The following is a 26,750-nucleotide window of genomic DNA, read 5'->3' on the forward strand; positions in this document are numbered from 1 at the left end:
CACGATTCACAGAATACTTAAAATAACAATTGCTAACTTTCTTATTTTTAATAAATAAATGATCTTAACTTATTTAAAATCAAAATAATGATAAAGTATTTTTTAATTCTATTACCGTTTTATCTCATCAGCTGTAGTGCTTCTGATAGTACAGATGACGAAACTACAACAACGACCACCACAACCACCACATCAGAAAATGGTTCTGTTGATATTTCCACTGTAGTTCAGAATGTTTTCGACTCAGAAAATGATGTAACGGTTAACGTTGAGGGCGAAACTATTATTATAACTAGTACAGGTCTTCCCGATCACAAAACACCATATTGGGATATTGAAGGTATGGAGCATGAATTATACGAATCTTTTCCCACTTATCTTATTGATGATACCGATGCCTACGACGATGATGCAGAAGAATTAAGTAGATTAATAAGTACCGATAGTGAAGGTAATACGTTAATAACCTATCAAAATAACATGAATATGGAAATGATAGCTTTTGATTATAGTATGGAAATCCCTACTAATCCTTCAGAAGCCGAAAACAAAGAACAAACCGATCTTGGGTTAATAGGTTTAGCTTTAAACGGAGTTCCTATTTATAATGATTCCGAAGGTAGAGATGTACTTGGTGTTGTTGCCATGAGTACTTTTGATTCAGCAGGTGCACACCCAGGTCCTAATTCAGATTATCATTACCATACAGCAGCGCAATTAAGTATTTATGCCGAAGACGATGGTAGTACATACCCTACTGTAAATGATTCTAATTTAATAGGATTTTTGAGAGATGGATTCCCAATTTATGGACGTCAAGAGGAAGATGGTTCCTACCCTGATGATTTGGATGAAAATGGAGGGCACATTGCCGCAACAGCAGATTTTACTGAAGGTATATATCATTACCATTGTAGTAGTGAAAATTATCTAAACACAGGTTGGTACGTAATGAAAGCAGGTGCTTATCATGGTACTCCCGGACCTTCGTCAGGTAATTAGAATACCATCGTAATAAACAAAAGGTAGCTGTGATAATTAAAAAATCCCAGCTATCTTTTTCATATTTTTTATTGTATGATACAAACCATCATTATTGGTTTTAGAAGAACCTAAGTGAACTATGAATACTTTGACAATTAAATACCGTTTTTGTATTGTTATAACCTTAGGTATGCTTTGCAGTTTTACCTCATGTAAACAATCTACCAAAGACAATGATAATAGAACTATTGACAAATTTGCATTACAAACACAAAGTGTAGCTATAGCTATAGACCTTTCAGGTGTACCAAACGATACTATAGATAACACCGATCCTGATTACGCTGTTAAAAATGGTCTTTTCTATTATAATGGCAAAAAATATTCTGGCATCTTAAAAAAGACTCATGCACAAGTTAACATGATAGCTTACACCTCTGTTTATAAAGGTAAACGTCATGGCTCTTATAGCAGTTATTATGATACAGGAGCACTTTTTGAAACCAAACAATACAAGCACAACCGTGTTACAGGTAGACACTATATATATTGGAAAAACGGTAATCTAAAAGCTGACAACTGGTACTATAATGGTAAAATGGAAGGTACACAGAAGAAGTGGTATGCAGATGGCTCTCCCTTCTACGTATTCAATTATATCAATGGAAAACGAGAAGGAAAGCAAAAAGCATGGAGAACCTCAGGTAAACTACAGATTAACAATGAAATTATAAATGGTAAAACCTATGGATTAAACAGAGCTTCCCTTTGCTATAATGTTAAAAACGAAGAACCAGAAATGTTAGGTTATGCCGAAGTAAGAAAAAAATAAACTTCTTGGCTTAAATCTTTTTTACATATTTGGTAATGATAACCGTCATGGTTGGTCCCACCTTACCTTCAATGTATTCTGCATTTTCACGATCTAAAGAAATTCTACGAACCGCGGTACCTTGCTTGGCTACTTGGCTAGAACCTTTTATTTTTAGGTCTTTAACCAAAACCACACTATCGCCATTTTCAAGAATTACACCATTGACATCTCTGTGTATAATTTTCTCGCTTTCTGCCAATCCTTCGCCAGTAGCTTTTGCCCAATCTAAAACCTCTGGTTCCAAATACATCATATCCAACAAATCCTTAGGCCAGCCTTCAGATTTTAATCTAGAAAGCATTCTCCAAGCTACAACTTTTACTGAGTCATATTCACTCCACATACTGTCGTTCAAACAACGCCAGTGATTTGCATCCATTTGTTCTGGATCATCTATTTGGGTACGGCAAATTTCACATGCCAAAATACTTGAATCGACTCCGCTAATAGAAACCGGTTCTACTTCAAAAACCTCTAAATTATTGGTTCCCGTACATAATTCGCAAGTGGAGCCACTACGCGCTTCCAAATCTGCTAATACACTCATTATTCATTATTTTTATAATACGAATTTACATCTTTTAAGTGGGTCAATTGGACCTTTCCCCAAAGAATTGGGGTCGGGCTATACACTACAAGTACGCTTTGCTAAAAAGCAAATGCGGGCTTTTCATTACTATCCCTAAGGCAAAAAACAAAACTTACTCTACATTTGTAGAATTAAAATATATGTTCTATGTTTGTAGAACATACTCTAAACTTATAGAAAATGCAGTTATCCAAATCAGAAGAAGAATTAATGAATATTCTATGGAAGCACAAAAAGGCGTTCATGAAAGATTTGCTCGATGCTTATCCAGAGCCAAAACCCGCCACAACAACTGTTGCCACTTTATTGAAAAGAATGACCGACAAGAAGTTTATTGATTATAAAAGCTTTGGTAGAAGTAGAGAATACTATCCGCTGGTAAAAAAGAAAGATTACTTCTCTAAACACGTTAACGGACTCATTAAAAACTTTTTCAATGATAGTGCCAGTCAGTTCGCATCTTTTTTTACTCAAGAAACCAATTTAAGCAAAGCAGAATTGGAAGAACTTAAAAAACTAATAGATGTTGAAATAGAAAAGAAGTAATTATGGAAATCTATCTTTTAAAATCCGCCGCATGTATGGGCATCTTTTTGCTTTTCTATAAACTCCTATTGGAGAATGAAAATATGCATCAATTTAAAAGATTCTTTCTATTAACTGCAGTTATCGCTTCTTTTATAATACCACAAATTGTATTTACAGAATATATTGAAGTAGAACCCACCACGGCAGTCACTCAAATTATATCCATAAATGAACCCCAAAATATACAACCGGTAATTCAGGCTATTGAAAAATCGCCCATGAATTGGTCTTTAATACTATGGACTATCTACGGATTAGGTGTTGCAGGATTCGCATTTCGCTTTATGTTAAATCTACTTAAAATATGGAAACGTATTCGTAACAATCCAAAAACGAAACATAGTACTATCTATAGAGTCCTATTAAAAGAACAACTGCCGCCACACACTTTTTTAAAGTACATATTTCTGAACAAACAAAAACTTAAGACCAAAAGCATACCTAATTCTGTCCTGCTACATGAAGAAACCCATGCTATACAAAGGCATAGTTTGGATGTTCTTTTTCTGGAGGTATTGCAAGTGGTATTATGGTTTAATCCGTTGATTTACGTTTACAAAAAAACAATAAAACTAAACCATGAATTCTTAGCAGATAGTGCTGTACTAAATAGTCAAGAAGACCACTTAAACTATCAAAATACATTACTGTCGTACTTATCAAACGACAGCTTTAACATCCATCAATCAGTTGGTATTGCAAATGCCATAAATTATTCATCAATCAAAAAACGATTCATCATCATGAAAAAACAAACATCAAAAAAAGGAATTGCAATCCGAAGTCTAATGTTACTACCGGTATTGGCTTTAATGCTTTATGGTTTTAGTCAAAAAAATGTAATAGCTCAAAACACCATTAAAGACATTAATATAGAAATTACAAAAACTGGAGATTTACTAATCAATAATAAGCAAATAGCATTAGAAAACCTTTCGACAGAAGTTTTAAGAACCAATCAAAATTTCGGTCCTTACATCATAAAAAACTATCTAACAGCTCATATTCTTTATGATGAAACTCAGTATGGATTAATTGACCAAGTTCAGACAGAACTAAGAGCTATTGGCATTTCTAACATTGAACATTATAGTGAAAAAACTACGAATATTCTTGGTGAAAATGCATTTACACCAAGTGAATATCATGGAAAAACAGTAAATGAAGCACAACGTATTAGAAGGAATAATGTTTTCAATGAGCATAAAACTGATGCCAATCATGAACCACTGCTAGAAATAGCCTGGATAGAAATTAAAGATGAAAACGAAATTTGGTTCAATGATCAACTTGTTCCTCTATCAAAACTAAATGAAAAGGTAAAGGCAGAATTTCCATTAGCGATTAAAAACAACAAACTATCAGCGCAAGTTTATACCACCAAGCATATCGATTCAAATTTTACAGATGCTATAACAGTAGAATTAAGAAAATTAAATACAAAAAGTATCACCATATTCTCTGATAGATATGCCATGCCAGAAGATGATTCTTCAAATAAATTGAGCAGTAACAACACTTCTAACAAAAACTCAAACAGAGTAATAAAACTTGCTGGTTTAGTAGTAGATTCTGAAACTTTAGAACCTTTAGTAAATGCAGAAATTAAGGACCATAACGGAACTGTTCTCACCAAAACAGACATTAAAGGTTATTATTCGTTTGAATTAAATAATGACTCACAAGGTGAAATAAATTTTAACCTAACGGTCAGAAAAGATGGCTATAAATCATTATTACAGAAAGAGCATTGGGGAAATTTTCAAAGTGAAATTACTAGCTCTTTCTTCTTCGGTCTTCAAAAAAATAACGGAGCTACAACTGAGTTCTCTAAACTTTTTACGAGGAACGGTAACTTAGATTATGCATCTGTTTTAAAAGACAAATCTATAATTGAAAGCGAACGTTTTTTCAATTCAAAGTTAGAGGATGCAAAAAATGGTAATACTAATTGTATTGTAAAGGTTAATGAAACACATTATTTAGTAGATGCTACGTCATGGATTAAACTAAATTCTACAAACGATATTATAGCTATTAATGATAAAGAATATTTACCTGCATACAAATTAAACAGTTATATTAATAGAAACAGTATAAAAGCAATGTCTCCACTAGAAAGCTATGACAGTTCTCAGTTTGCTATATATACGACTTCGGGCAACATAAATGCTAACCTCAACAAGAGAGCTTTTTCCACATATAATAACCTTGCTAAAAAATACAACGCTATTCCCATTGCAACGCGAGAAATTCCACTTAAGGATTTCAAAATATTGGAGTCTCTTTATAGAAATTTGAGTCCAGCTCAAAGAGAGGAAGCTCAACCCTTTCCCAAGTATTTCCCTAAGCAAAATCAAGATGGTGCTACAAAAGAGCAAATATCCACCTACAATAAGTTGGCAAAAAGTTATAACACCATGCTATCTAAAGGTGGTAATATTCGCATCCTAAAATCTGATGTTGATCAACTAACATATTTCTACGGATTAATGTCTGCTAAACAAAAAACCTCCGCAGCCCCATTCCCTGATTTTCCAGAACCACCACCTGCTCCAATGGCACCTAAAGTGGCAAAAGGAGAAAAAAGTAACATTCCACCTCCACCAGCTCCAAAAGAACCAGAAATACTTATAGAATCATCATTAAATTTCCCTGCACCGCCCCGCTCACCCGATGCACCAAAAACACTGAACACGACTAACTATGCTAGTAACCAACTAAAAGAAATAATTAAAAATCAAGATCCATATGACTACTTAACTCTTGACACTAAAGTTATAAACGGTATCCCATCAACAAAACATACCTGGTACACATTAGATAAACCATCAAGTCTGGTTGCCCCTTCACCTCCTACTCCACCATCCCCATTAGATTATGCCATTGATATGGCAAAAAAAGGAGCAACATTCTTCTATGAAGGCAAAAAGGTTTCGTCTGATAAAGCCATTGACCTACTAAAGAAAAACAAAGAGTTAAATATAGAATCTAGAGAGAAAAATGGCAAAGCAGAAGTAAGAATTACCAAAGAACCTGTAACAATAAGATAACCACAACGTCAAACATATGTTAAAGCCCTCTTTTCGAGGGCTTTTTGCGTACCAAAAATGAAATAGTTACGTTCACCCAGTATACATCATCATCAACTTGCCAGCCGTATGGATGGTCAAAAAACAAATCATTAATCATGATACAAAACTTCTTTATTCTCTGCTCAGGGGCAGATGCCGATCTTTTAAAAACCTGCTCTAAAGGTGAACAAAACAAATATGCAGGTATTGGCGCTACAGTTTTCTTTACTGCGGTCATGGCATTTATCGCCAGTAGTTATGCCCTATATACTGTTTTTGACAATGTTTATGCAGCTATATTTTTTGGCTTTATCTGGGGATTATTAATATTCAATTTAGACCGTTTTATAGTTGCTACTATTAAAAAGAGAAACAATTTTGGTCAAGAATTTTTACAAGCTACTCCACGTATCATTCTCGCAGTCATAATTGCCATAGTAATTTCAAAACCCTTGGAAATGAAAATTTTCGAGAAAGAAATAAATCAAGTATTGTTAGAGCAAAAAAATGAACTTACACTTGCCAATAAAGACCAACTCTCGTTGCAATACACGCCTAAAATTGACGAATTAAATCAAGCTATTGCTGGATTAAAAAGTGAAGTTTCAATAAAGGAAACAGAGACAGATGCACTATATGATATTTATATTAATGAAGCCGAAGGTACTGCCGGAACCAAACTGCTAGGCAAAGGTCCCGTTTATGCTGAAAAACGAGATAAGCATGATGCAGCTCTTGCAGAATTACAGGCGCTTAAAACTATTAATAATGAAAAAGTATCGGCGATAGAATCTCAAATAGCAGCATTAGATACAGAATATGCAGAAGTAGTTAAAAATTCGCAACCCATTATAGATGGTTTCGACGGATTAATGGCTAGAATTACGGCTTTAGACGAATTGCCATGGCTACCATCATTTTTTATATTTCTTTTGTTTTTGGCTATTGAGACTTCACCAATTATAGCTAAGCTACTTGCTCCTAAAGGGGAATATGATATTAAATTAGAAGAGGAAGAAAGTGTACTTTCTACTTGGGTAGAGCAAAAATTGGTGCAACGTCAACTTATAGCTTCAACTGACGGAGAAATTAATCAGAAAATATATGAAGATTTGAAGGGAGAAGAGGAATTGTACGGCTATAAAAAGAAAAAAGCAGAAGAACTACTTCGCCTACAAGCCGATAGTTTTCATAAAATTCAGACCAAAGGTTTAAAATAAAAAAAGCCAATATTTCTATTGGCTTTTTGGTGATTTGGGGAACTACCTGAACAACTATTATTTTGCCATAGCTTCTAGTATCAATTCTGAATTTGTAATATTAAAATTGTCTATTTCAAAAATTTCATCTTGGTTCGCTGATTCAAAATAACCTAAACATCTATTTGAATTTTTAACAGTTTTCATAGGATTCAGAGTTAATGATATTACTTGCTAATCTTTAATTACACTTCAAAGGTATAAGGTTATGGTCGTTGTAATCTGGCTCAATTGACTAAGAGAGGATAAGTATAGACCGAATGACAAAATATATAGACGAGCTGTTTTTTTATTTTAAATTTTAGATTTAGAACCAAACACATACACAGATTATGTTGTTTACCGACAATCTTCGTAGCAAATAAGCTAAATTTATATATTGGTAGGTTTAACTTTGCGTTTTTATGGCATCACTTAAAGAAACCAAGAAAAAGAAAAGAAGGTTTTACAACCTAATGATCATAATAGTTTTACTAATTATAATTGCTACAGGTTTTATGGCGCAACTGGGATGGTAACGTCACTGTTGAAAATTGAATGTTAGTATTCAATCCTATAGTGTTCACCATATGGTCGAAAAAAATCAGAAAATTAAAAAGTATTTAATACGCTTCGGAAAAGTTATTCTAGGGGTGTTATTGCTATTTTTTATTTTGGTGTTGGTCATTAGAACTCCTTGGACGCAAAACTTCATTGTTTCTAAAGTCACTAATTATATATCAGAAAAAACAAATACTAAAGTAGAAGTCGGCAAATTGTATCTTACTTTCTCAGGAGACATTCAAGTGGAGAATATATTTCTGGAGGATAAAAAAGGTGATACTTTATTCTATTCAAAATCGCTTCAAGCAGATATTCCTATTTACCCTATTGTTTTTAAAAATTCATTAGCTATAGATGGAGTCATTTCTAATGGTGTGGTTGCGAATATTAGTCGAGAAGATAATCCTGATGAATTTAATTTCACTTTTCTTATCGATGTATTAACAACGCCTACAGATACCACAGCAGCTACTTCTGAACCTATGGAGATTTCTATAGGAAGTTTAGATTCAACTGATTGGAAATTGAATTACAACGATGCCTATTTAGGAACGGACATCAACCTAATACTTGGCAACTTAGATATAGACGTTTCTGAGTTTGATTTAGAAAAAATGAAGTTTTCTTTAGATGATTTAAATCTAACCAACACCCAATTCACCTATAATCAAACACACCCATTCCCTGTTACTGAAGACACTACCAGTACTACGCTACCATTCATACAATTAGAAGATTTTAAAGTAGAAAATGTACTTGTTAACTACAATAACCAGCCTGATGGTTTACTAACTAAATTAAAATTAGGCACTATTGAACTCACAGATATACTCGCAGATGTTTCTAAGAATAGATACGAGACAGATGACTTTGTTTTTCAAAATTCCCAAATAGACCTTCAAATAAGTAGTGAAGAAACTGAAATTACTACCACTAATACAGCTGAATTTGAATGGCCAGAATTTATCATTGTAGCCAAAGATATTGATATTGCAAAAAATACATTTAGCTATTCATTAAATGGTAACCAACATAACACCGAAAGCTTTAACCCAAATGCTTTTAAAATTGAAAAGCTACGACTGCTAGCTGAAGATTTAAAATACCAACCCGAGAAATTTAATCTGAACGTTTCTAAATTTTCTTTTTCAGAATCTAGTGGCATCGAATTAAATCAATTGGTATTTAATGCAGGTCTGACCAATACCGAAGCATCACTTTCAGATGTCGTTTTTCAAATGAATCAGAGTTCAGTAAAGGCAGATTTTAATGTACAGTTTAGTTCCTTAAAAGGCGCATTGAAAAATCCTGAGAAAAGTACCTTGTCCGCTACTATTTCAGCTCTTAATTTAGAGCTTGACGATGTACTTCAACTACAACCGGAACTAGCCCAAAATCAATACTTAGATTCCTTGTCCGCACAACCTATTACTGGTAATCTAAAAGCCGTAGGTAGTCTTGAAAAAGTGAATGATTTTAATACAGAACTATTATGGGGAAAAGATACTAAACTAACTGCAGAAGGTAGCATCAGCAATCTCACTGATATAGATTCACTTAGGTACAACTTGAACGATATTAGCTTTACAAGTACTAAATTCGCAATCAATAAAATAATATCGTCCAAAGAATTAGGGATAGCTATTCCAGAATCTATCCTCGCAGAAGGAAGTCTATCTGGTGGAACCACTTGGGTAAATCCTGATTTACACATCAAAATACCCGAAGGAAACGCCAATGTAAATGCACTTGTTGATTTTGATGACATCATGAAGTTCAATGGTCAAATTTCTGTTGATAGTCTACAATTAGGAAAGCTATTACAAAACGACCAATTAGGTAAATTATCACTTAAAATTGAAGGTACAGGTGCGGGTTCTCAACTTAATGATTTTGACAGTACTATTGATGGCACTATTACACAATTTCAATATGACGGATACGATTATAATGACATAGAAATTACCGGGAATCTAAAAAATGGTAACGGTACTGTAACCGCTAATATAGATGACCCAAACTTGAACATGAAGGTCAATTCAACTATGGCACTCTCATCTCAAGAAAATGATATTATTTTTACTTCAAATATTATTGGCGCAGATTTACAACAACTAGGTCTCACAAAAAACAATATAAAAATAGCGGCAAATATTAACGGAAATTATACCGGCACACCATCCAATTTTACAATAAACACAACTATAGAAAACGGTGTTACCATTGCCGACAATGAGCAATATCAAGTAGCTACTATCGCCTTAAAAGCTCATATTGAAGATTCTATTACAGATGTATCGGTCAAAAGTAATTTCTTAAATGGACAATTAGCATCAAATGCATCACCAAATCGTATTACTACTGCACTTAAAAAGCAAATAGAGCAGTATTTCTCTACTGATGAGACTACTTTTGAAGCTGAGGACGATATCGATGCAAACCTGTCACTTGCCATTATACCTACTCCCGTTTTATCGAAGGTGTTTTTTAATGGAGTTGAAGACTTAGACTCCGTAAATATAGATGCTAGTTTCAATTCTAAAAAGCGAAAGATATCCGCGGAAATAAAAGTACCGCACATTGCATATGCAGGTAGCTCTGTTGACAGTTTAAATGCTTTTGTAAAGGGAGATTCTGTAGACCTTAAATTCTCTGCTGGTTTGGCAGATTTAATCTATGAACCCATCCATCTAAAACAAACTTATTTGGAAGGCAGCCTTAAAAACAAAGAACTGTTACTTGACTTTACATCAAAAAATGACTCTGTACAAGTAATGCATATTTCATCTGGTTTGGCATTTCAAAAAGACACTTTAAAACTTCACATTAGCCCAAATGATTTAATCTTAAATAAAAAGCAATGGGAAATACCTGAAGACAACAACATAGTCATAGCGCAATCTTATTCAGACTTTGACAACGTAATCTTGAGTAGAAATTCTCAGAGGATGGAAATTTCAAATAAGTTTCCAAAAATGAGTACCGAACATATTGGCATTTTATTCGAGAATTTTCAACTTCAAACATTCCTAAGCTTTTTTAATCCTGATGAAGCTTTAGCAAAAGGTAAGGTCGCCGGGGATTTCGTAATTCTTAATCCGTATGGCGCTTCTGGTTTAGTAGCAGATATTGATATTAAGGATTTTCAGGTAATGGAGAACCCGTTAGGAACATTAACGTTAGATGCGTCTTCTAAATCATTATCTGAATATGATTTTGATTTGGCATTAAAAGATGGTGGAGCCAATCTAACATTGACCGGAGACTATACCGCAAAAGAAAATACAGCAGACTTGAACATGGAGCTCGATATTCAAAAATTAGAAGCTACTATTATTCAAGGCTTATCAAATAATCAATTAACGGATGGTAAGGGGTATTTAGATGGTAGTCTTCTTGTAAATGGCTCACTTGCCGAACCAAAATATTCTGGCAGAATTAATTTCAATGATTTTAGTTTAACCTTAGCAGCGTACAAATCTTCTTTTGCCATTAATGACGAATATATTGATATTGATCAAGATGAAATTACATTCAACTCCTTTGCCATTAATGATATTAATCAAGGAATATTAACCGTAGATGGTACTATAACTACTAAGAGTTTTGCAAATCCTGATTTTGATCTTTCGGTTAAAACTGACCAATTTAGGGTATTGGATTCTAAAAAAGGTGATGACGAACTTGTTTATGGTATTGCAAGTATTTTGGTAGATTTAACCGTAAAAGGAAATTTAGAACTACCTGTTATAGATGGAAAATTACGTGTACGTGATGTAACGGACATCACCTATGTAGTGCCGCAAGACCAGTTAGATATTCAAGAACGAGATGGCGTGGTCATTTTTGTAAACAGAGAAAATCCAGACGCGATACTTACGCGGAACGACGGCGAAAAATCAGATGCCTTTTTTGCAGGCATGGATATCAATACAATTTTAGAAGTAGCAAATGAAGCTAAGTTTACTGTTGTTCTTGATGAGAAAACAGATGACAAACTACAGGCATCTGGCAGTGCAACACTAAATCTTAATATTGACCCCAACCAAGATATACGTTTATCGGGCAGGCTAGAATTAAACTCCGGTTTTTACAGAACAAGCTTATACAATTTAGTTAGTCGCGAGTTTAAACTACAGGAAGGAAGTAGTATTGTTTGGAGCGGAGACCCTTATGATGCCAAAATGGATGTTACCGCTATTTACGAAATTGAAACTTCGGCATCTTCGCTAATGTCATCTATAAGTTACGGAACAGACAGTAGTGTATCTGGTACTTACCAGCAAGCAACAGACTTTTTGGTTTACCTAAATATCGACGGACAGTTAACTCAACCAGAATTATCATTTGCTTTAGATATGCCTGAAAGTGAACAAGGTAGTTTTGGTGGTGCAGTTTATAGTCGTGTACAACAACTTAACGAACAGGAGTCTGAGTTGAATAAGCAAGTTTTTTCATTATTGGCATTAAATCGTTTTTACCCAACCACGGGTAGTGATGGTAGTAGCGGCGGTGCTATTTCAATTGCCAAAAACAATGTCAACAAGGTCCTTTCAAATGAACTCTCCTCTATTTCAAACAAACTATTGGGTAATACCGGTTTTGAGCTAGGTTTTGATTTAGATAGTTTTGAAGATTATGAAAGTGGTACTGCTGAAAGTAGAACACAGTTAAATATAAGCGCAAGTAAAAAACTATTTAATGACAGGCTAATTGTTACCGCTGGTAGTGCTGTAGATGTTGAAGGTAGCGCCTATTCTAGTGATACCGAAACCCCTTTAATAGGCAATGTAACGTTAGAATACCTTTTGAGCGAAGAAGGCACATACCGACTTAAAGGATACAGAAAACAAGAGTATCAAAATATCATTGATGGTCAATTGATAATTACCGGAGTCGCGTTTATCTTTAATCGCGAGTTCAATAAGTTCAGTCAATTATTTAGTCCGATAAAAAAGGAAGATTCAGAGAAAAAATCTTCAAAAAAGAACGATAAGAAAGAAGATACAATTGAAAAATAAAAAATTCACATATCGTACTTTACTATGCTTAGCACTATTGTTTTCCTATTCATGTGGTATAGAAAAATATATACCTGAAGGAGAACAATTGTATACTGGAGCTACTCTTGACATAAATTCTGAAAGTGAATTCCAAGATGGTAAAGAAGTAAAATCAGAATTGATCAACCTTATTGAGCCAAACCCTAACACCAAATTATTAGGAATGAAACCTGCCTTATTTTTTCATTATAAGGCGCAGCGAGAAAAACCAGGATTCTTATATAAATTTCTAAACAAATCTTTTGGAGAAGAACCCGTTTATTTTTCAGATGTAAACCCTGAACGTGTAGAAGAATTGATACTGAACAGATTGGATAATAACGGATTTTTCTACAGTCAGTCTGAATCTGAAACGGTCATAGATGAAAAATTTGCCTCGGTCAATTATTCCGCCAAGTTACCTGCTCCTTACGTATTAGAGAATTACAATCTAGAATCTGATACCTTACCCATGTATAAGGAAATAGAAAAAATGCTACCTGAAACCGCTTTAAAGAAAGGAGATCGTTTTGATTTAGATCTATTAAAAGCCGAAAGAGCACGTTTGAATAATGCTTTAAAGCAAAAGGGGTTTTACAATAGTCAAGAAGATCTTTTAATTTTTGAAGCGGACACCAATCAATACAAAAACCGAAAATTTGATTTGTTTTTAAGACTCAAAAAAGATGTTCCTAGTCGTGCTTCTATCCCCTATAAAATAGACTCTATTACCGTTTATCCTAACTACTCAATAGAAGGAGATACGTTGCCATTCACCAAAGAAAACGTCACCCAAGTAGATAGTATAGATTTTATACAGAACGAATTATATTTCAAACCTGAGCTCTTAGAGTCATACTTGCTTTTTAATGAAGGTGACCTATACGATGCGAACACGTCTAAACAAACAAGCAGCAGATTATCTGCATTGGGCAGCTACAAGTACGTAAACATACAATACACCGAATTGGACACTACTGCAACCGACGGTAATGGCGGAACCTTAGCAGCAGATATCTATTTAGCCCCATTAACAAAACGATCCATTAGGGCAGAACTACAGGCGGTTTCTAGATCTAACGGTTACACGGGTCCGGGAATCTTATTGAGCCATACCAACAGAAATGTTTTTAATGGTGGTGAAACTTTTAGTGTTTCGGCAGATTTTTCTTATGAGTTACAATTGTCTAACAGCGATTCTAACCTTAGCAGTATTGCCGGTGGTTTAAGTGCCGATTTGATCATACCAAGATCAATACCATTTTCACCTAGTAGATTTAAATATGCGGTGCCCAAAACTAAAATATCTTTAGGTATTGATTTTCTGCAGCGTAGCGATTTATTCACCCTAAGTTCTGTAAACAGTAGTTTTGGGTATACATGGAAAGAAAATCAGTACGTATATCACACCTTAGACCCTATCAGCATCAACTATTCTAGACTATCTAATGTAACCGATGAGTTTCAGGCTATTCTAGATGATAACGAATATTTAAGTCAAAGTTTTGAACAGCGTTTTATAGCTGGCTTACTGTATAGTTTTACGTATGACGAAGTATCTAATCTTAGCAAAGAAAAACCAATTTACTTTTCTACGAATTTTGATTTGGCAGGAAATGCATTGAGTTTGTTTAGCGGAGGCTCAAGTACAATCTTTGGATCAGAATATGCACAATATGCAAAAGTGGATGCTGATCTACGACTCTATTTACGCTGGCAAAAAGAACGTACATTAGTATCTCGTTTATATGCAGGCTGGGGTGTACCGTATGGAAATAGCACAACTTTACCTTTCGTTAAACAATTTTACTCTGGCGGTCCATATAGCGTGAGGGCTTTTGACATCAGATCCATAGGTCCCGGTAATTTTTTACCGGACACCGATGATGATACTACCGATTATTACGACCAATCTGGTAATTTAAAACTAGAAGCCAATGTAGAGTATCGTTTTCCACTTTTCTCCTATTTAAAAGGTGCGTTTTTTGTGGATGCTGGTAATGTATGGCTAACGGGCGATTATTCTAGTCTAATAGAAGATGAGTCTACAAGCACTTCATCTGTCTCACTTTTTACTGATGGTAAATTTGAAAAAGACTGGTTAAGCGAAGTAGCGGCAGGTGTAGGTTTTGGTGTTCGTTTAGATATTCAAAGTTTTGTAATACGATTAGATTTAGCATCACCGTTGCGTATACCTTATCTAGAAGAAAATAACCGGTGGAATGTGCCCTTCTTTGGAAATGCAGATAACAACATGACCTTGAACTTCGCGATAGGCTATCCATTTTAAGAAACTAATTGCCCCACATACGTTGCCACAGCGCAGCCATTAAACGTTTGGCGTCTCTTTTGAACTTCGGTCTTTCTTCCACAATTAAATCATCTCCATTAGGTACTAGTTTATAACTGAATGCAAATTGATTTTCATTATCGTCTAAACTAATGAGTCCGAATCTTAGGTCGTTAAAATACAGCTGCCCATCATTTTCGGTAATCGTATACCAGCCTTCGGTTATTTTTATAAGTCGCTCTATTTTATCGTTACTAGACCATTTACCCAGTAATTCATGATTTTTAGGATACGATGTAAACGAGATAGGCTGCGTATCAAAAAAAGAATAATCCCCCATTAAATAAGCATCTTCAGTAGCTATATTTGCCATCCACAATACCGTATTCAATGGTGCAGGGCGGGTATTCATTTCGTTATAAGAAATACCTTGTTCCCCAAGCGCATTTTCAAATTTCTGAAAAGCGATACCTTTTAAGACCAATGTTAATACTAAATAGGATGTACTAATGACTAGTCCGAGTTTCACATATTTTTTACGTTTCAAAGAAGTACGCTTTTGAAACATAGCTAATATCAAGAAAATAATAAACGGAACAGTATACAACGGGTCTATCACAAAAACACTCTGAAAAGCTAATCTTGTTTTAAATGGCCAAAATAATTGTGTTCCCCAAGTAGTAAATGCATCTAATAACGGATGCGTAAAGAGCCCCCAGAACATTAACCAAGACCATTCTTTCCAAGTAGCAGATTCTTTCTTGTTTATTTTCCAGACCAGCCAACCAAAAATGGGTGCAAATACTACTGAAAAGAAAATAGAATGACTAACTCCCCTATGCCATTCGGTAGCAGTAACAGTATCTAGAAAATAACGAGTTATGACATCTAAATCGGGTATTGTGCCAGCAATAGCACCATAAAGCATAGCCTTATTGCCCACTTTCTTACCAAGAACCGCCTCACCCACTGCTGCGCCAAGTACAATTTGTGTTAATGAATCCATATGATGCCCCCTAGCCCCCAAAGGGGGAATTAATAGGTGTTGTTATATTATTTTAAAAATTTAAAAATCAATCAATTACAAGATTTTGTTCAGCAGAAATCAAACTACCATCAGACCCCATGCCTTCAATATAAAAATTGATATTATTCTGTAAGGTATTTAGTATTTTGAAGGTAGCAATACCATTTTCATCAGTCTTTAATTCTGGAACCCAATGTATAGTACCAAAATTCTCAAATTCATTAGAAAGGTATGAAGTGTATTTAGGGGTATAGAATTTCTTAACAGGCTCAAATCCTTCTTTAAGTTCGTACTTAAAAACATTCTCATCTTTACCATACTGATCATTATAATCCCTTGGCAATCTTCTGGTATAAATTCGAATTACACCACCTGCACCTCTTGCTCCTTCACCTGCGCCTGTTTTATCTATTAAAAAGCTTTCCACCTCACTAGTTGGCATTCTATATAAAATATCAAGTGTACTTAATCTTGCACCATTTAAATAAATAACAGGAACAGGCAATGCATTACCTGAAAGAAAAGATTGTACAGTTCTTGCTCTAATAATTAGCCGATCTGTACTACCAAAACTTAACTCTTCTCTAACGTAATAACCCCTAGACGCTATAATGTCGGTTATTAGCGGAAAACTAAATTCTATATCTTCAGTAACCTCTGTCATTTTTCCTTTTAAATATTTAGGAATAAACACGTTACTTTCTACAGTAGTCTTAATCTTATCTTCAACAACCGTAACCTCATTTAGACTTATGGTATTATCAGAAGAAATTAAATCTGGCGCATTATTTATTTTAGAACTATTTTCATCTTCAAATTCTACTTTTTCTTTCCAAATAGTATCAATTTCATCGGGGATTGCCCCTAAATTCATATTCAAACCTATATTTGGTTTTGCCAATTTTCCATTATTTACAATTAACGTAAAATCCAAAGTTTCACCTTTTACAGGGAAATTTTTCTGAATCAAAAATCTATTGTCTAAAATGTCTAAATATCTACTACGACCATCAGGAAAACTAACTAAAAGCTTTTCTTCTGATGTAACTCCTTTATTATAAATAGTTCCTTCTAAATCTATTCCCTTTTCAAATTCATAAAACTGACCAGGAGGTCCCTTAAAAACATCGGTCCAATCATATTTAGACCAACCTTGGGTCATCAATAAAAGATTTAGATCATTCTCTTTCTTAGGAGTAACATCCTTAAAATAATATTTTGGATTTTCAATAAATCCTTTTACATAAGGTTTTAAATATAAAGCACTATAAATAGAGTTTTTTTGATTGTAAGAAATTGTATTGCCAGGTAAAACAGAGACACTTAAATTTTGTTGCACATTACCGTAATCAAGAAGTTTGACTTGAATATTTAAAGAATCGCCCTCTGTAGTTATTTTGCTTACCTTCAATTTAGTGTCTAAAAGATCTGCATGATTAAAAATCAATCGTTCTGCAATTGGCTTACCATCTGGATTAAATAACGTCAAGATATTCAACCCTTTATTAAGCACCTCTTTATTTAAAACTTTTGATACAAATAGTTTATTCTTGGGGAAGGTAATGGGTATTCTATTTGCTTGACCATCTTTATGTACCAGCAAATAAAACTGTTTTTCATTAATAATTTCCTTTGTAGCCTCGTTTGTTGTTAAACTAATAATAAACCGGTCATCATTAAGATTCTTTACACTAAAAGAGATGCCTACTTTAGAAGGTTTTTGGAGTATAGTGGTTTCCACACTACCATCGTCAAACTCTATTTTAGCCACGTACTCAACACCCGCCTTAGGATTAAAATTAAATTTTCCCAAACCAAAAATTGATGTATAGAATCTGGCTACCTGAGTATTATCGCTATCGAATACAGACCCTTCTACAATTCTAACACCATATCCGTTAGCATCAGTAACTTTAACTCCCATAACACCAGGCGCGTCTTCAACGAAATTACCGCCTTCAGGCAGAAACTGGATATCATAATCTTTAATAGATTTAGCCTTTTCAATCGATTTTTCATTTAAAATGGTGACTTTCTGAACAAAAGAATCATCTTCTTTAAAATTCTTCATCCAATTTGTACTTGTACGAAGATAATACTCACCACTAGCAAGCATTGAATCTACGATAATACTACCTTTAAAATAGCCATCACCTGCTTTAAAATGATATTCGTTAAATTTCTTGCCGTCGGCATTATACAAGCCTACATGAATCGATGTAGTCTGACTAAAAGGTTTATTGTTATGCCTGTCATACACATAACCCTTTAACCATACTTCTTCATTGGCTATATACGTTGTTTTGTTAGTGTGTAGAAATACAGACTCTCTTGGTAATTCAAAATATTTCAGGAATTTATCCTTGACCAAATTGTTACCAATTTCATTTTGAGCTAGAAGAATATTTGAAAAAAGAAAAAGGAATAAAAGCGAAATTCTATGCATAAAAAAGACGGAAAATGATTACAATTTTAAATCTAAGAATAAAAAAGATTTATTCAATAATCCCCATCTTCTTTAACAAAAAAGAAGCGTTCATATTTTGACAAATACCGTCTTTGAACGTGTAATCAAAATGTAGTTCGTTATCTATGATTTCCGCGTCAAAATAATGGTTCTTTACTGCATTATATTCATTTGCGACTTCGCAAAGACTAAGATCATGCGTAGCAATAATGCCAGTAGATTTACTTTTCACTAGGCGTTCTACAAATTTTCTTGAACCTAAAGCTTTATCTGTACTATTTGTTCCTTTCAAAATTTCATCTAAAACAATAAAATAGCGATCTGTTTGTATTTCATCTACAATGTATCTAAGGCGCTTTAATTCTGAAAAGAAGTAAGACTCATCATCTGTCAATGAATCTGTAGTACGCATACTGGTAATTAGTTTTATTGGGGAATAACTTACAGATTCAGCACAAACTGGCAACCCAACATTCGCCATCATAATCTGCAGCGACACCGTTCTCAAGAACGTACTCTTACCTGCCATATTTGCACCGGTAATGATAAAGAACTGTCCACCATCAATAGTAATATCATTTAATACACTTTTCGCTGGATCTAATAACGGGTGACCTGCATTTTTAGACTTTAATACCACTCCGTCATTGGTAATCGTAGGATATGTGAAATTCGGATGATTAAAAGCGAAGTTCCCTAAACTACTATAGGCATCAAAAAATGCGATGGCATTGAACCAAATTTCTACACTTTTACCATGCGCCTCAATCCATTTTTCAATAGCAAGACAATCAGTTAATGAGCGAAGGAAAAATCCGTTTGCAAATATTAAATAGAGTAGATTATTATTACGGTCTAGGTTGCTTAAAAGTGATGCAAATTTCTTTAGAACTTTAGAATTATGTTCACCATTGCTTAAAATGTTTTCCTTTTGTTTTTTCAATAGATCTGATGTGAAATCAGTCTTTTCTATCATTGCCAAAAGTTGATTGTACTGGTCAAAAGTAGATTTCATTTTGGTAGCACTCTGTCCTAAATTGGTTACTTTTTTTGTAAATATACCAACGATGATTATACCTAGAACCAACCATGAAATCAATACAGATTCCGGTAGGTAATCCAAAAAGTATGCAATAAAAATAGCCACTGAAATAATTGAAAATATTAACGGAATAAATTTCATTGCCTTTGGTACAAAAGACTTGTAATTCTTTAACCATTTGGCAATAGTATGTGTAGAAGTTTCCGTTTTCGTTAATGCTGCCATAGCAGAAAACTCTTGTCGCCAATCAACTTTTTTACCAATTTCAGTAATTGCTTCTTGCTTTTCGGCAATGTCGTTAATCGAATTCTCCTTATAAATTTCGGCTAATAAAAGGCTACCCTCTGCAAGTTTTGTTCTATTTGAAATTTGATAAAAAGAACCTTCACCAAACAAGTCTATATCTTGGCTGAAAAAATGAATGTCATCGGCAAATTCATTTCCGTTAGGTAATTTAGAAAAATCTCTTTTTAGCACTTGTAACTCTACTTGATTGAGATTTCTCAACTCTTCAATTTTAGCTTTTTGAAGTTTTAGATTTGTGTACTTACTTACTAAAAACAAGAACAATGGTATACCAACAAATAAAACGGCAACCACATATTTGGCATTTACCGAAGCGAAATAAAGTGCAGCTATTGTACCTAAGAATATCAGTAATCGTAACGTGCTAAATAAAAATAGTTTCTTATTTAAAACTTCAATAAGCTCCTCAAACTTTTGTACGCGTTGGGTGTAAAATTCTTCTAAATTATTCATGAATATCAACCTATTATAGAAAAGGTAAAGATAGTCTTAGAAAATGGTTTCTATAAATGGAAAGTAGATTTAAAACATTCATTTCATTCTATAAGTTATCTACAGCAGCACCTTCATAAGTGGTATAGTTTATTTTCAACAAATTCACCACACGCAGTTCGCTTTTAAGGTCTTCTATTATTCCCATTTTCACACCAACGTCTGCTTTTATGGAGACTGTTGCAACACTTTTTAAATGTTCCGGCATTGACGACAAGGCTTGTAATGCATAATCGCCAACTTCACTTACGGTAATAAACTTATTATCCATTTGAATTCTGGGCTCATCTCCTAAATTGGCATTGGCTTCTGCAGTAGGCTTACCCACATAAATTTCAATAACCCTATCTTTCTTGTCCAATTTTTCAGTTTCAGTTGCGGTTGGCAAGGTATTCTCCACCAATAAATTTTGATTCTTCATAACGGTAACCGTCATAAAGAAAAAGAGAAGTATAAAAACAATATCAGGTAATGATGCAGTTGATACAGGCGGCAAGCTTTTACTAGTTCTATATTTGTTGAATTTTATCATGGCTTTAGTTATTTAAGGTTTCTGGTTCTAAAATTTTCTGTGGATAAAGTGCTCTTATAATTTCAAGTCGTTCTTTTAAAACTTTCTTTTCATCCTCGTTAATTTCTTCATTGTAATAATCGGAATAAATGGTTTTATAAGGAGTATTGAACAATCGTAAGCTCTCTCTATCTCGTAATTCATTATAAGCTGCAATAACTTCATTTTGCACAGTTACATAAACCGGATAACTACTATTACGCTGTGCCTTTAAAGAAATAACAGCTTTATCAGGATTCTCAGAGGAATTTGCTGATCTCTCTCCTTTACAATAATCGCAGTATCCCTCTGCTTCTAATGGTAATCCTCCGTTATCAATAAAAGCGATTACTTTCTCTCTAAGATTTTTAGGGTCTATAATATCTTCTTCTGCCATTATTAAATCAGCGTCATTTATGCTGATTTCAAAAAGGTTTCTCTCTTTGATATCTACAATAGCATTATTATCATCAGGAGGCATAATACGGTTTAGTCCCGCATCATTCTCAATAGTAGTGGTAACTAAGAAAAAGATAAGTAATAAAAAAGCAATGTCTGCCATTGACCCGGCATTTACTTCTTGAGGGTTTCTGTGGTTTTTCATAAATAGTGGTTTTATACACTATTAAGTACTGAAAATTGATTGTCAAAGGAAAGTTAGAATTAGGGAATGGTGGTTTTGAGTGAGGGAATGGGATATTCTTTACCGTATAGTAATATCACTGTCTAGGATAAAATGTATATGACACCCTCATTATTCAAATAGAATGGACCTATAGATTGCGTATTAGAGCTATTTAAAATTACCCTATATTATTCAGCATTTCATCTATACGATTTACTGCTTCTTTTTTAGAAATACCTTCATAATAGTCTTTAACTAAAGGATGGTCAAAATCTTGATGTGGAAAAATCTCAGGTCTACTATTACCTGTTTTAGTTATAACATCACAAGGAATTGAAAGCGTGTTTCCATATTCAGCAATATTACTACAGAACCACCCAAAATATCCCACTTCATGATTAGAATTATTATAATTCTCCTTATAATCAGAATAACTTTTTTCACTTAAGGAAACCCAAAGACCATATTCAAGAGTTTCACAAATATCATTTACTTTTTGGGTAAGCGTCACCCTAATGAAACGGTCAATTTGGTCAGGATGATGAATTTCACAAAAATCCGTATCCAGTTTTCCTATTTCTTGTTTTTCCTTATCAGAAAGATTATGATAGTTAGTAGGAGAATTAAAAGCTAAAGCTGGCCAATCAGAATGTATTTTTCCGCATTCGGAGCATGTAAATGCAGGTGGTACTTTCTTTTTTCTTTTCCAAAACATTAATCTTAATCTTTTATTTATTGTTGAAAGATCAAACAAATCACAACGCCTCCAACTCCGCCTTCACTTTCTTAGTCAATTTAGAAACCACCAAATTGTACGAATGATCAATAAGTTCTTTTGTATGGTCTTTGGATATTTTATCTAAGTAAACAGTGTTCCAATGCTTTTTACTCATGTGCCAACCTTCAATAATGCCATCATGCTCTTCACGAAGTGCTATAGCTCTTTCTGGGTCGCATTTTAAATTAACGCGAAGCGGAACATTATCCAAGCCACAAAGGGCGAACATTTTACCCATAACTTTGAATACCAGCGTCGTCTCATCAAAAGGAAAAGATTCTGTTACTCCTTTCTTTGAGATACAATAATCTCGGTATTCTTCAACATTCATGCTATTGAGGTTTTAGAACATAATTTAAGTAAGATCAAATACCGTAAACAGTAACCGACCTTAAATCATGGTACTTTTTAGATACTAGTAGAATCGTAAACGATGACCTTAGACCATAACTTTTCAGATTCGGCAATAAACACCTTGTGAGGTGCCTCATCTTGGTATGCTTGCTGAGATTCAGCAGAGTCGAAACTTACGATTAAAGAATACGTAAATGAACCATCTACCACATTTCTACTCGCTTTTGGCGGCTTGCCAATAAATTGTGTTTTAGCATATGCCGAGTTATCTAAAAACTTACGTAAAGAAGTTTCAAAAGCAGTTCGGTCTGCTTGATTATCAGGGTTTTTCAACCAAAAAAATACAGTATGGGAAAAATTAGCGTCGAATTCAGTCATTTTATCATCATTTTGACCAAAAGTCACAGAGGTCATTAGCGTTATTGCAAGGATACAAATTACGTTTTTCATAATTAAATCTTAGTTGTTTATTGTTTTTCTTCGAGTAATTCTATTTGTTTCTGCGGAATTTTAAGTGCGGAATAATCTAATGTCCAACCTATGGTCTCTACAATTTTTTCCATTATCAAAACTGTCTGCAAGGCTTCTTTTCTTGCGTTATCCATTAGTCCGCTTTCAGGAATCTTTTCCTTTATATGTGCTTTGGCTTCCGCATTTAATTTGGTTAAATCATCTGGAGCAAAAAAGTTAAAAAATCCACTTTTAATATCATAAAACTCCAGTTCTGGTTCAATACTTAGCACTTCCGGTTGCGGAAAATTATCAAGAACTATTTTTTTCTTTTTCTCATCGGCATGCATTAAAAGTTTACTTAGATCATAGCCAATATGTGCTTTAGCTTTTATAACTACCAAAGCCTTCTTTTTACTACTCACCAAACTCATGAAATCTTTTACATTTTCATACTGGTAGATTTCTGCAAATTCACCTTCTACAGATATCAATTTGCAAACACTTTTCATCTTCTCTAACAATACGGTAGATTGATGTGTTGTGATCTCTTTACTTTTCTTGCCTTTAAAAAAATTAAAAAGCCAATACATGCCAATAGCCCCTAGAACCAGACCGAGAATCGTATCAAATATATTATCCATTATTATTTCCTATTTCGCCTAAATGCGTAAACTTAAACCCTTTATCATATTTGAGTCCGTAACCAAAGATACGGTCCATGGCGGTATGTATAAAAAGAATTGTACCAATTAATTGTATTATAGGTAACATAAAATAAATTCCTACAAAGTATAATAGTACGGCGAATCCCCTATGATGAAAGATATTATAACACACTGCACCAATTTTGGAACCTAGTAAATAACCCAACATTGAAATATCTGGCGTAAGTATTAAAACTGGCAACCACCACCATTGATAACCTAACAAGCCGAACATAAAAATACCGAGCACCATTAAGGCGAGTTCCTCTAATTTTAGTAGATTTCTCATAATTATTCTATTTTATAAAGCACTGGTCTGCTTGGGCTAGCGTCATTCTCAAAAGGTGCCACCTGCAAGTTTAAAAAATACGCACCATCAGTAATGGCATCTGGAACATATATGAACTCTGTAATGGTAGCATTTAATCTCACCTCCCCATTAAAGTTCCAAAATGCCTTGTGCGCCAGAAGTTTGCCATCATCTTTTTCCTTGTCTACAGATGGCAAATCGATCAACAAATGCTCCACTCCCAATTCTCTTATAAACACCATCGCATCTTCTAATATGTAAGGCGGATTGGTATGTGAATACTGCCTATTTCGTTTTGATGCCTGATTAGGAAGCGTTCTTATCACTAGTGCCTTTGGTGTATTATTGCCAAGTGCCTTTTGAATTTGATTTTTTGTGATGACCAAATCTCCTTTTTCTTCAGATGGTGTAATCGTAATCACCTCAGCAAAAAAGAAAAACTGTTTTAGATGCTGATTTACAGATTGATGCTCTGCAGAAATATGACCAACACACTCCGTATGTGTACCATGGGAATGCGGATTGAAAGATATATCATAAAAATTAGTACTAGAACCTGCCGCAATACTCCCTGTAAAATTAGTTTCTCTATGGGGCTCTATTGTTGGAGCATCAACATACCAAGCATTTACATTATCATCTTTATCAGTAATAGGTATGGAAATATCTAGGGGTTTAGACAAGTCTATTTGATACTCTTTAGCATTATGGGTTATGGTAGTCTTCATTTTACAATTTGTAAATTTATGTGCAGACGTATGGTTAAGGCTTTTCTTTTAAGAGTTAGAAAATTACGAATTTTTAGATTGCTCATAACAAGCTTCTTTCATCTATTTCAAATTCAACATAAACAAATCTGCCGCAATGCCGTCTGCTAGAAACATCCCTTTTTTAGTGGTCTTCAGAATGTCACCATCAACAAAAAGTAAATGCTCTTCTAGAAATTTATCGGCTTGCATTAGGATGTACTCTTTGTATTTAGGTCCGAATTCAGTTGATATTCTAGTAAGAGAAACACCCCAGATAGTCCGCAAGCCTGTCATAACATACTCGTTATATTTATCGGTCGAAGAAAGTACTTCCACCTCCATAGGTAATATATTCTGCTCTATGGATTTTATATACTTCGGATTGTTATTAATGTTCCATCCTCTACGAACACCATCAAATGAATGCGCAGACGGACCAATACCTATATATTTTTTCTGCTGCCAATAGGCGGAGTTATTCTTAGAATAATACCCTGGTTTCCCAAAATTGGAAATCTCGTAACAATCGAATCCTTCCGCAAGCAAAGTATCATTCAGCAGGTTAAAATGCTCTTGTGTCTCTTCGTCAGATGTAGGCGTAATCAACCCATCCTCCACAAACTTCGCAAGTGCCGTTTTAGGCTCTACCGTAAGAGCATAACTAGAGATATGGGGAATATTAAAACCAAGTGCTTTATCTATATTCCGTTTCCAGCGTTCTAAAGTCATATTCGGCATTCCGTAAATAAGATCAATCGAAATATTATCGAAATGCTGACTCGCTAATTGTAAACATTTTTCGGCTTCCAAAGCATTATGCGCCCTATTCATCAGCTTTAAATCTTCCTCAAAAAACGATTGAACGCCTATACTCAATCGGTTTATTGGGCTATCCGCCAATTGCAATATTTTTTCTTCGGATAAATCATCAGGATTCGCCTCTAAGGTAATCTCCGGATTGTCTACAACATGATAATGTTCACGAACCGCTTCTATCAATTGCTCAATTTCCGCAGTCTCTAAAACTGAAGGTGTGCCTCCACCAATATATATAGTTTCAACTTGTTCCCCAAAAAATTCCGTCTTACGTATTTCCAACTCTTTACATAATGCATTCACCATCGCCTCTTTCTTTCCCATAGTAGTAGAAAAATGGAAATCACAATAATGGCAAGCTTGTTTACAAAATGGAATGTGGATGTAGATACCGGACATAGTTTCAGTTTTCAGTGGGCAGTACCAGTATTCAGTAGGCAGTACCAGTTTTCAGTTCTTATTCTGAACCGAATTTGCTTGGGTTATTAATCATATAATTTAACAGCTTACCTACTTCTTCACTATCGTTTTTGAAATCAGTAAAGGTTGTTTCGTCAATATATTCACATTTTAATGCAAACTCTAGCCAAGTCTGAGTTTCTGAATTTTCAGCATCGCTATCAGTTAACTTACTTATAAAGTGCTTAGGATAACTTCTTTTACGATAGGCTTCTGCAATATTAGCGCTCACACTTCTAGACGAACGTCTTATTTGGTCAGTCAAAGAATATTTCTCTTCTTTAGGAAAAGATTTTGAAGTATGAAATATCTTCATTGCAAGTGCAAAAGACTTTTTGTAAGCCAACAAATCTTGAAACTGCATAAATTATTTTT

General features: G+C 34.2%; 22 protein-coding genes. 7 read left to right on the top strand and 15 right to left on the bottom strand.

The window, feature by feature from the left end:
* Positions 1 to 87: 87 nt before the first annotated feature.
* Together ACJJVP_RS03315 and ACJJVP_RS03320 are read left to right on the top strand one after the other, a co-directional pair.
* Positions 88 to 1,002 carry a YHYH protein gene (locus ACJJVP_RS03315; protein ID WP_405410712.1) on the top strand — a complete coding sequence of 305 codons (915 nt, stop codon included), beginning with the start codon at positions 88 to 90 and terminating at the stop codon, positions 1,000 to 1,002.
* Between the two features lie 121 nt (positions 1,003 to 1,123).
* Positions 1,124 to 1,816: a toxin-antitoxin system YwqK family antitoxin gene (locus ACJJVP_RS03320; RefSeq protein ID WP_405410714.1), complete on the top strand. Its 693-nt coding sequence runs from the start codon at positions 1,124 to 1,126 to the stop codon at positions 1,814 to 1,816.
* Between the two features lie 10 nt (positions 1,817 to 1,826).
* Here the strand turns inward: ACJJVP_RS03320 and ACJJVP_RS03325 are convergent, their stop codons facing one another.
* On the bottom strand, positions 1,827 to 2,405 hold the full coding sequence (locus ACJJVP_RS03325) for a PhnA domain-containing protein (protein WP_405410716.1): 579 nt from the start codon (positions 2,403 to 2,405) through the stop codon (positions 1,827 to 1,829).
* A gap of 222 nt (positions 2,406 to 2,627) precedes the next feature.
* On the opposite strand from ACJJVP_RS03325, the gene ACJJVP_RS03330 reads away from it, so the two are divergent.
* The 3 genes from ACJJVP_RS03330 (at position 2,628) to ACJJVP_RS03340 (ending at position 7,329) form a co-directional block, all read left to right on the top strand.
* Positions 2,628 to 2,993 carry a BlaI/MecI/CopY family transcriptional regulator gene (locus ACJJVP_RS03330; RefSeq protein ID WP_405410717.1) on the top strand — a complete coding sequence of 122 codons (366 nt, stop codon included), beginning with the start codon at positions 2,628 to 2,630 and terminating at the stop codon, positions 2,991 to 2,993.
* Between the two features lie 2 nt (positions 2,994 to 2,995).
* On the top strand, positions 2,996 to 6,088 hold the full coding sequence (locus ACJJVP_RS03335; protein ID WP_405410719.1) for a M56 family metallopeptidase: 3,093 nt from the start codon (positions 2,996 to 2,998) through the stop codon (positions 6,086 to 6,088).
* 137 nt (positions 6,089 to 6,225) lie between these two features.
* A complete protein-coding gene (locus ACJJVP_RS03340; protein WP_405410721.1) occupies positions 6,226 to 7,329 on the top strand; it encodes a DUF4407 domain-containing protein in 1,104 nt (367 codons plus the stop codon).
* Positions 7,330 to 7,386: 57 nt separating this feature from the next.
* On the opposite strand, the gene ACJJVP_RS03345 is transcribed toward ACJJVP_RS03340, so the two are convergent.
* On the bottom strand, positions 7,387 to 7,515 hold the full coding sequence (locus ACJJVP_RS03345) for a hypothetical protein (RefSeq protein WP_299797603.1): 129 nt from the start codon (positions 7,513 to 7,515) through the stop codon (positions 7,387 to 7,389).
* A 422-nt stretch (positions 7,516 to 7,937) separates the two neighbouring features.
* Between ACJJVP_RS03345 and ACJJVP_RS03350 the strand changes: the two genes are divergently transcribed.
* Positions 7,938 to 12,932, top strand: coding sequence for a translocation/assembly module TamB domain-containing protein (locus ACJJVP_RS03350; protein WP_405410723.1), 4,995 nt, complete (start codon positions 7,938 to 7,940; stop codon positions 12,930 to 12,932).
* Entirely contained in the window at positions 12,922 to 15,243 is a 2,322-nt protein-coding gene (locus ACJJVP_RS03355) for a BamA/TamA family outer membrane protein (RefSeq protein WP_405410725.1), read from the top strand. The genes ACJJVP_RS03350 and ACJJVP_RS03355 overlap by 11 nt, the downstream gene beginning before the upstream one ends.
* A gap of 4 nt (positions 15,244 to 15,247) precedes the next feature.
* On the opposite strand, the gene ACJJVP_RS03360 is transcribed toward ACJJVP_RS03355, so the two are convergent.
* From ACJJVP_RS03360 to ACJJVP_RS03420, 13 genes are all read right to left on the bottom strand, one after another.
* Positions 15,248 to 16,249, bottom strand: a complete 1,002-nt coding sequence (locus ACJJVP_RS03360) for a metal-dependent hydrolase (protein WP_405410727.1) — start codon at positions 16,247 to 16,249, stop codon at positions 15,248 to 15,250.
* Positions 16,250 to 16,316: 67 nt separating this feature from the next.
* Positions 16,317 to 18,716 carry a hypothetical protein gene (locus ACJJVP_RS03365; RefSeq protein WP_405410728.1) on the bottom strand — a complete coding sequence of 800 codons (2,400 nt, stop codon included), beginning with the start codon at positions 18,714 to 18,716 and terminating at the stop codon, positions 16,317 to 16,319.
* A 49-nt stretch (positions 18,717 to 18,765) separates the two neighbouring features.
* Positions 18,766 to 20,538 (bottom strand): MutS-related protein, encoded by a 1,773-nt coding sequence (locus tag ACJJVP_RS03370; protein WP_405410730.1) that lies wholly within the window; start codon positions 20,536 to 20,538, stop codon positions 18,766 to 18,768.
* An 88-nt stretch (positions 20,539 to 20,626) separates the two neighbouring features.
* Positions 20,627 to 21,109: an ExbD/TolR family protein gene (locus tag ACJJVP_RS03375; protein ID WP_405410732.1), complete on the bottom strand. Its 483-nt coding sequence runs from the start codon at positions 21,107 to 21,109 to the stop codon at positions 20,627 to 20,629.
* A 4-nt stretch (positions 21,110 to 21,113) separates the two neighbouring features.
* Entirely contained in the window at positions 21,114 to 21,731 is a 618-nt protein-coding gene (locus ACJJVP_RS03380) for an ExbD/TolR family protein (RefSeq protein WP_405410734.1), read from the bottom strand.
* A gap of 199 nt (positions 21,732 to 21,930) precedes the next feature.
* Positions 21,931 to 22,467, bottom strand: coding sequence for a DUF2199 domain-containing protein (locus ACJJVP_RS03385; RefSeq protein WP_405410736.1), 537 nt, complete (start codon positions 22,465 to 22,467; stop codon positions 21,931 to 21,933).
* Between the two features lie 40 nt (positions 22,468 to 22,507).
* Positions 22,508 to 22,861, bottom strand: a complete 354-nt coding sequence (locus tag ACJJVP_RS03390; RefSeq protein ID WP_405410737.1) for an MmcQ/YjbR family DNA-binding protein — start codon at positions 22,859 to 22,861, stop codon at positions 22,508 to 22,510.
* A gap of 77 nt (positions 22,862 to 22,938) precedes the next feature.
* Positions 22,939 to 23,298, bottom strand: coding sequence for a Dabb family protein (locus ACJJVP_RS03395; protein WP_405416128.1), 360 nt, complete (start codon positions 23,296 to 23,298; stop codon positions 22,939 to 22,941).
* A 53-nt stretch (positions 23,299 to 23,351) separates the two neighbouring features.
* Positions 23,352 to 23,978: a DUF4230 domain-containing protein gene (locus tag ACJJVP_RS03400; RefSeq protein ID WP_036151740.1), complete on the bottom strand. Its 627-nt coding sequence runs from the start codon at positions 23,976 to 23,978 to the stop codon at positions 23,352 to 23,354.
* Positions 23,971 to 24,330: a DUF4260 domain-containing protein gene (locus tag ACJJVP_RS03405; RefSeq protein WP_405410739.1), complete on the bottom strand. Its 360-nt coding sequence runs from the start codon at positions 24,328 to 24,330 to the stop codon at positions 23,971 to 23,973. The genes ACJJVP_RS03400 and ACJJVP_RS03405 overlap by 8 nt, the downstream gene beginning before the upstream one ends.
* A 2-nt stretch (positions 24,331 to 24,332) precedes the next feature.
* A complete protein-coding gene (locus ACJJVP_RS03410; RefSeq protein WP_405410740.1) occupies positions 24,333 to 25,079 on the bottom strand; it encodes a cyclase family protein in 747 nt (248 codons plus the stop codon).
* A 102-nt stretch (positions 25,080 to 25,181) separates the two neighbouring features.
* Positions 25,182 to 26,315 (bottom strand): radical SAM family heme chaperone HemW, encoded by a 1,134-nt coding sequence (gene hemW, locus ACJJVP_RS03415; RefSeq protein WP_405410742.1) that lies wholly within the window; start codon positions 26,313 to 26,315, stop codon positions 25,182 to 25,184.
* Between the two features lie 58 nt (positions 26,316 to 26,373).
* The gene (locus ACJJVP_RS03420) at positions 26,374 to 26,739 is read right to left on the bottom strand and encodes a four helix bundle protein (protein ID WP_405410743.1); all 366 of its coding nucleotides are present in this window, start codon (positions 26,737 to 26,739) and stop codon (positions 26,374 to 26,376) included.
* Positions 26,740 to 26,750: the final 11 nt, after the last annotated feature.

It is taken from the genome of Maribacter sp. Asnod1-A12, from assembly GCF_045063735.1.
GTDB lineage: Bacteria > Bacteroidota > Bacteroidia > Flavobacteriales > Flavobacteriaceae > Maribacter.

What these genes read in the sequence shown, in the direction of transcription:
- ACJJVP_RS03315 (WP_405410712.1), top strand. Translation starts at nt 88, where the DNA reads ATGATAAAGTATTTTTTAATTCTATTACCGTTTTATCTCATCAGCTGT.
- ACJJVP_RS03320 (WP_405410714.1), top strand. Translation starts at nt 1,124, where the DNA reads ATGAATACTTTGACAATTAAATACCGTTTTTGTATTGTTATAACCTTA.
- ACJJVP_RS03325 (WP_405410716.1), bottom strand. Translation starts at nt 2,405, where the DNA reads ATGAGTGTATTAGCAGATTTGGAAGCGCGTAGTGGCTCCACTTGCGAA.
- ACJJVP_RS03330 (WP_405410717.1), top strand. Translation starts at nt 2,628, where the DNA reads ATGCAGTTATCCAAATCAGAAGAAGAATTAATGAATATTCTATGGAAG.
- ACJJVP_RS03335 (WP_405410719.1), top strand. Translation starts at nt 2,996, where the DNA reads ATGGAAATCTATCTTTTAAAATCCGCCGCATGTATGGGCATCTTTTTG.
- ACJJVP_RS03340 (WP_405410721.1), top strand. Translation starts at nt 6,226, where the DNA reads ATGATACAAAACTTCTTTATTCTCTGCTCAGGGGCAGATGCCGATCTT.
- ACJJVP_RS03345 (WP_299797603.1), bottom strand. Translation starts at nt 7,515, where the DNA reads ATGAAAACTGTTAAAAATTCAAATAGATGTTTAGGTTATTTTGAATCA.
- ACJJVP_RS03350 (WP_405410723.1), top strand. Translation starts at nt 7,938, where the DNA reads ATGGTCGAAAAAAATCAGAAAATTAAAAAGTATTTAATACGCTTCGGA.
- ACJJVP_RS03360 (WP_405410727.1), bottom strand. Translation starts at nt 16,249, where the DNA reads ATGGATTCATTAACACAAATTGTACTTGGCGCAGCAGTGGGTGAGGCG.
- ACJJVP_RS03365 (WP_405410728.1), bottom strand. Translation starts at nt 18,716, where the DNA reads ATGCATAGAATTTCGCTTTTATTCCTTTTTCTTTTTTCAAATATTCTT.
- ACJJVP_RS03370 (WP_405410730.1), bottom strand. Translation starts at nt 20,538, where the DNA reads ATGAATAATTTAGAAGAATTTTACACCCAACGCGTACAAAAGTTTGAG.
- ACJJVP_RS03375 (WP_405410732.1), bottom strand. Translation starts at nt 21,109, where the DNA reads ATGATAAAATTCAACAAATATAGAACTAGTAAAAGCTTGCCGCCTGTA.
- ACJJVP_RS03380 (WP_405410734.1), bottom strand. Translation starts at nt 21,731, where the DNA reads ATGAAAAACCACAGAAACCCTCAAGAAGTAAATGCCGGGTCAATGGCA.
- ACJJVP_RS03385 (WP_405410736.1), bottom strand. Translation starts at nt 22,467, where the DNA reads ATGTTTTGGAAAAGAAAAAAGAAAGTACCACCTGCATTTACATGCTCC.
- ACJJVP_RS03390 (WP_405410737.1), bottom strand. Translation starts at nt 22,861, where the DNA reads ATGAATGTTGAAGAATACCGAGATTATTGTATCTCAAAGAAAGGAGTA.
- ACJJVP_RS03395 (WP_405416128.1), bottom strand. Translation starts at nt 23,298, where the DNA reads ATGACCTCTGTGACTTTTGGTCAAAATGATGATAAAATGACTGAATTC.
- ACJJVP_RS03400 (WP_036151740.1), bottom strand. Translation starts at nt 23,978, where the DNA reads ATGGATAATATATTTGATACGATTCTCGGTCTGGTTCTAGGGGCTATT.
- ACJJVP_RS03405 (WP_405410739.1), bottom strand. Translation starts at nt 24,330, where the DNA reads ATGAGAAATCTACTAAAATTAGAGGAACTCGCCTTAATGGTGCTCGGT.
- ACJJVP_RS03410 (WP_405410740.1), bottom strand. Translation starts at nt 25,079, where the DNA reads ATGAAGACTACCATAACCCATAATGCTAAAGAGTATCAAATAGACTTG.
- hemW (WP_405410742.1), bottom strand. Translation starts at nt 26,315, where the DNA reads ATGTCCGGTATCTACATCCACATTCCATTTTGTAAACAAGCTTGCCAT.
- ACJJVP_RS03420 (WP_405410743.1), bottom strand. Translation starts at nt 26,739, where the DNA reads ATGCAGTTTCAAGATTTGTTGGCTTACAAAAAGTCTTTTGCACTTGCA.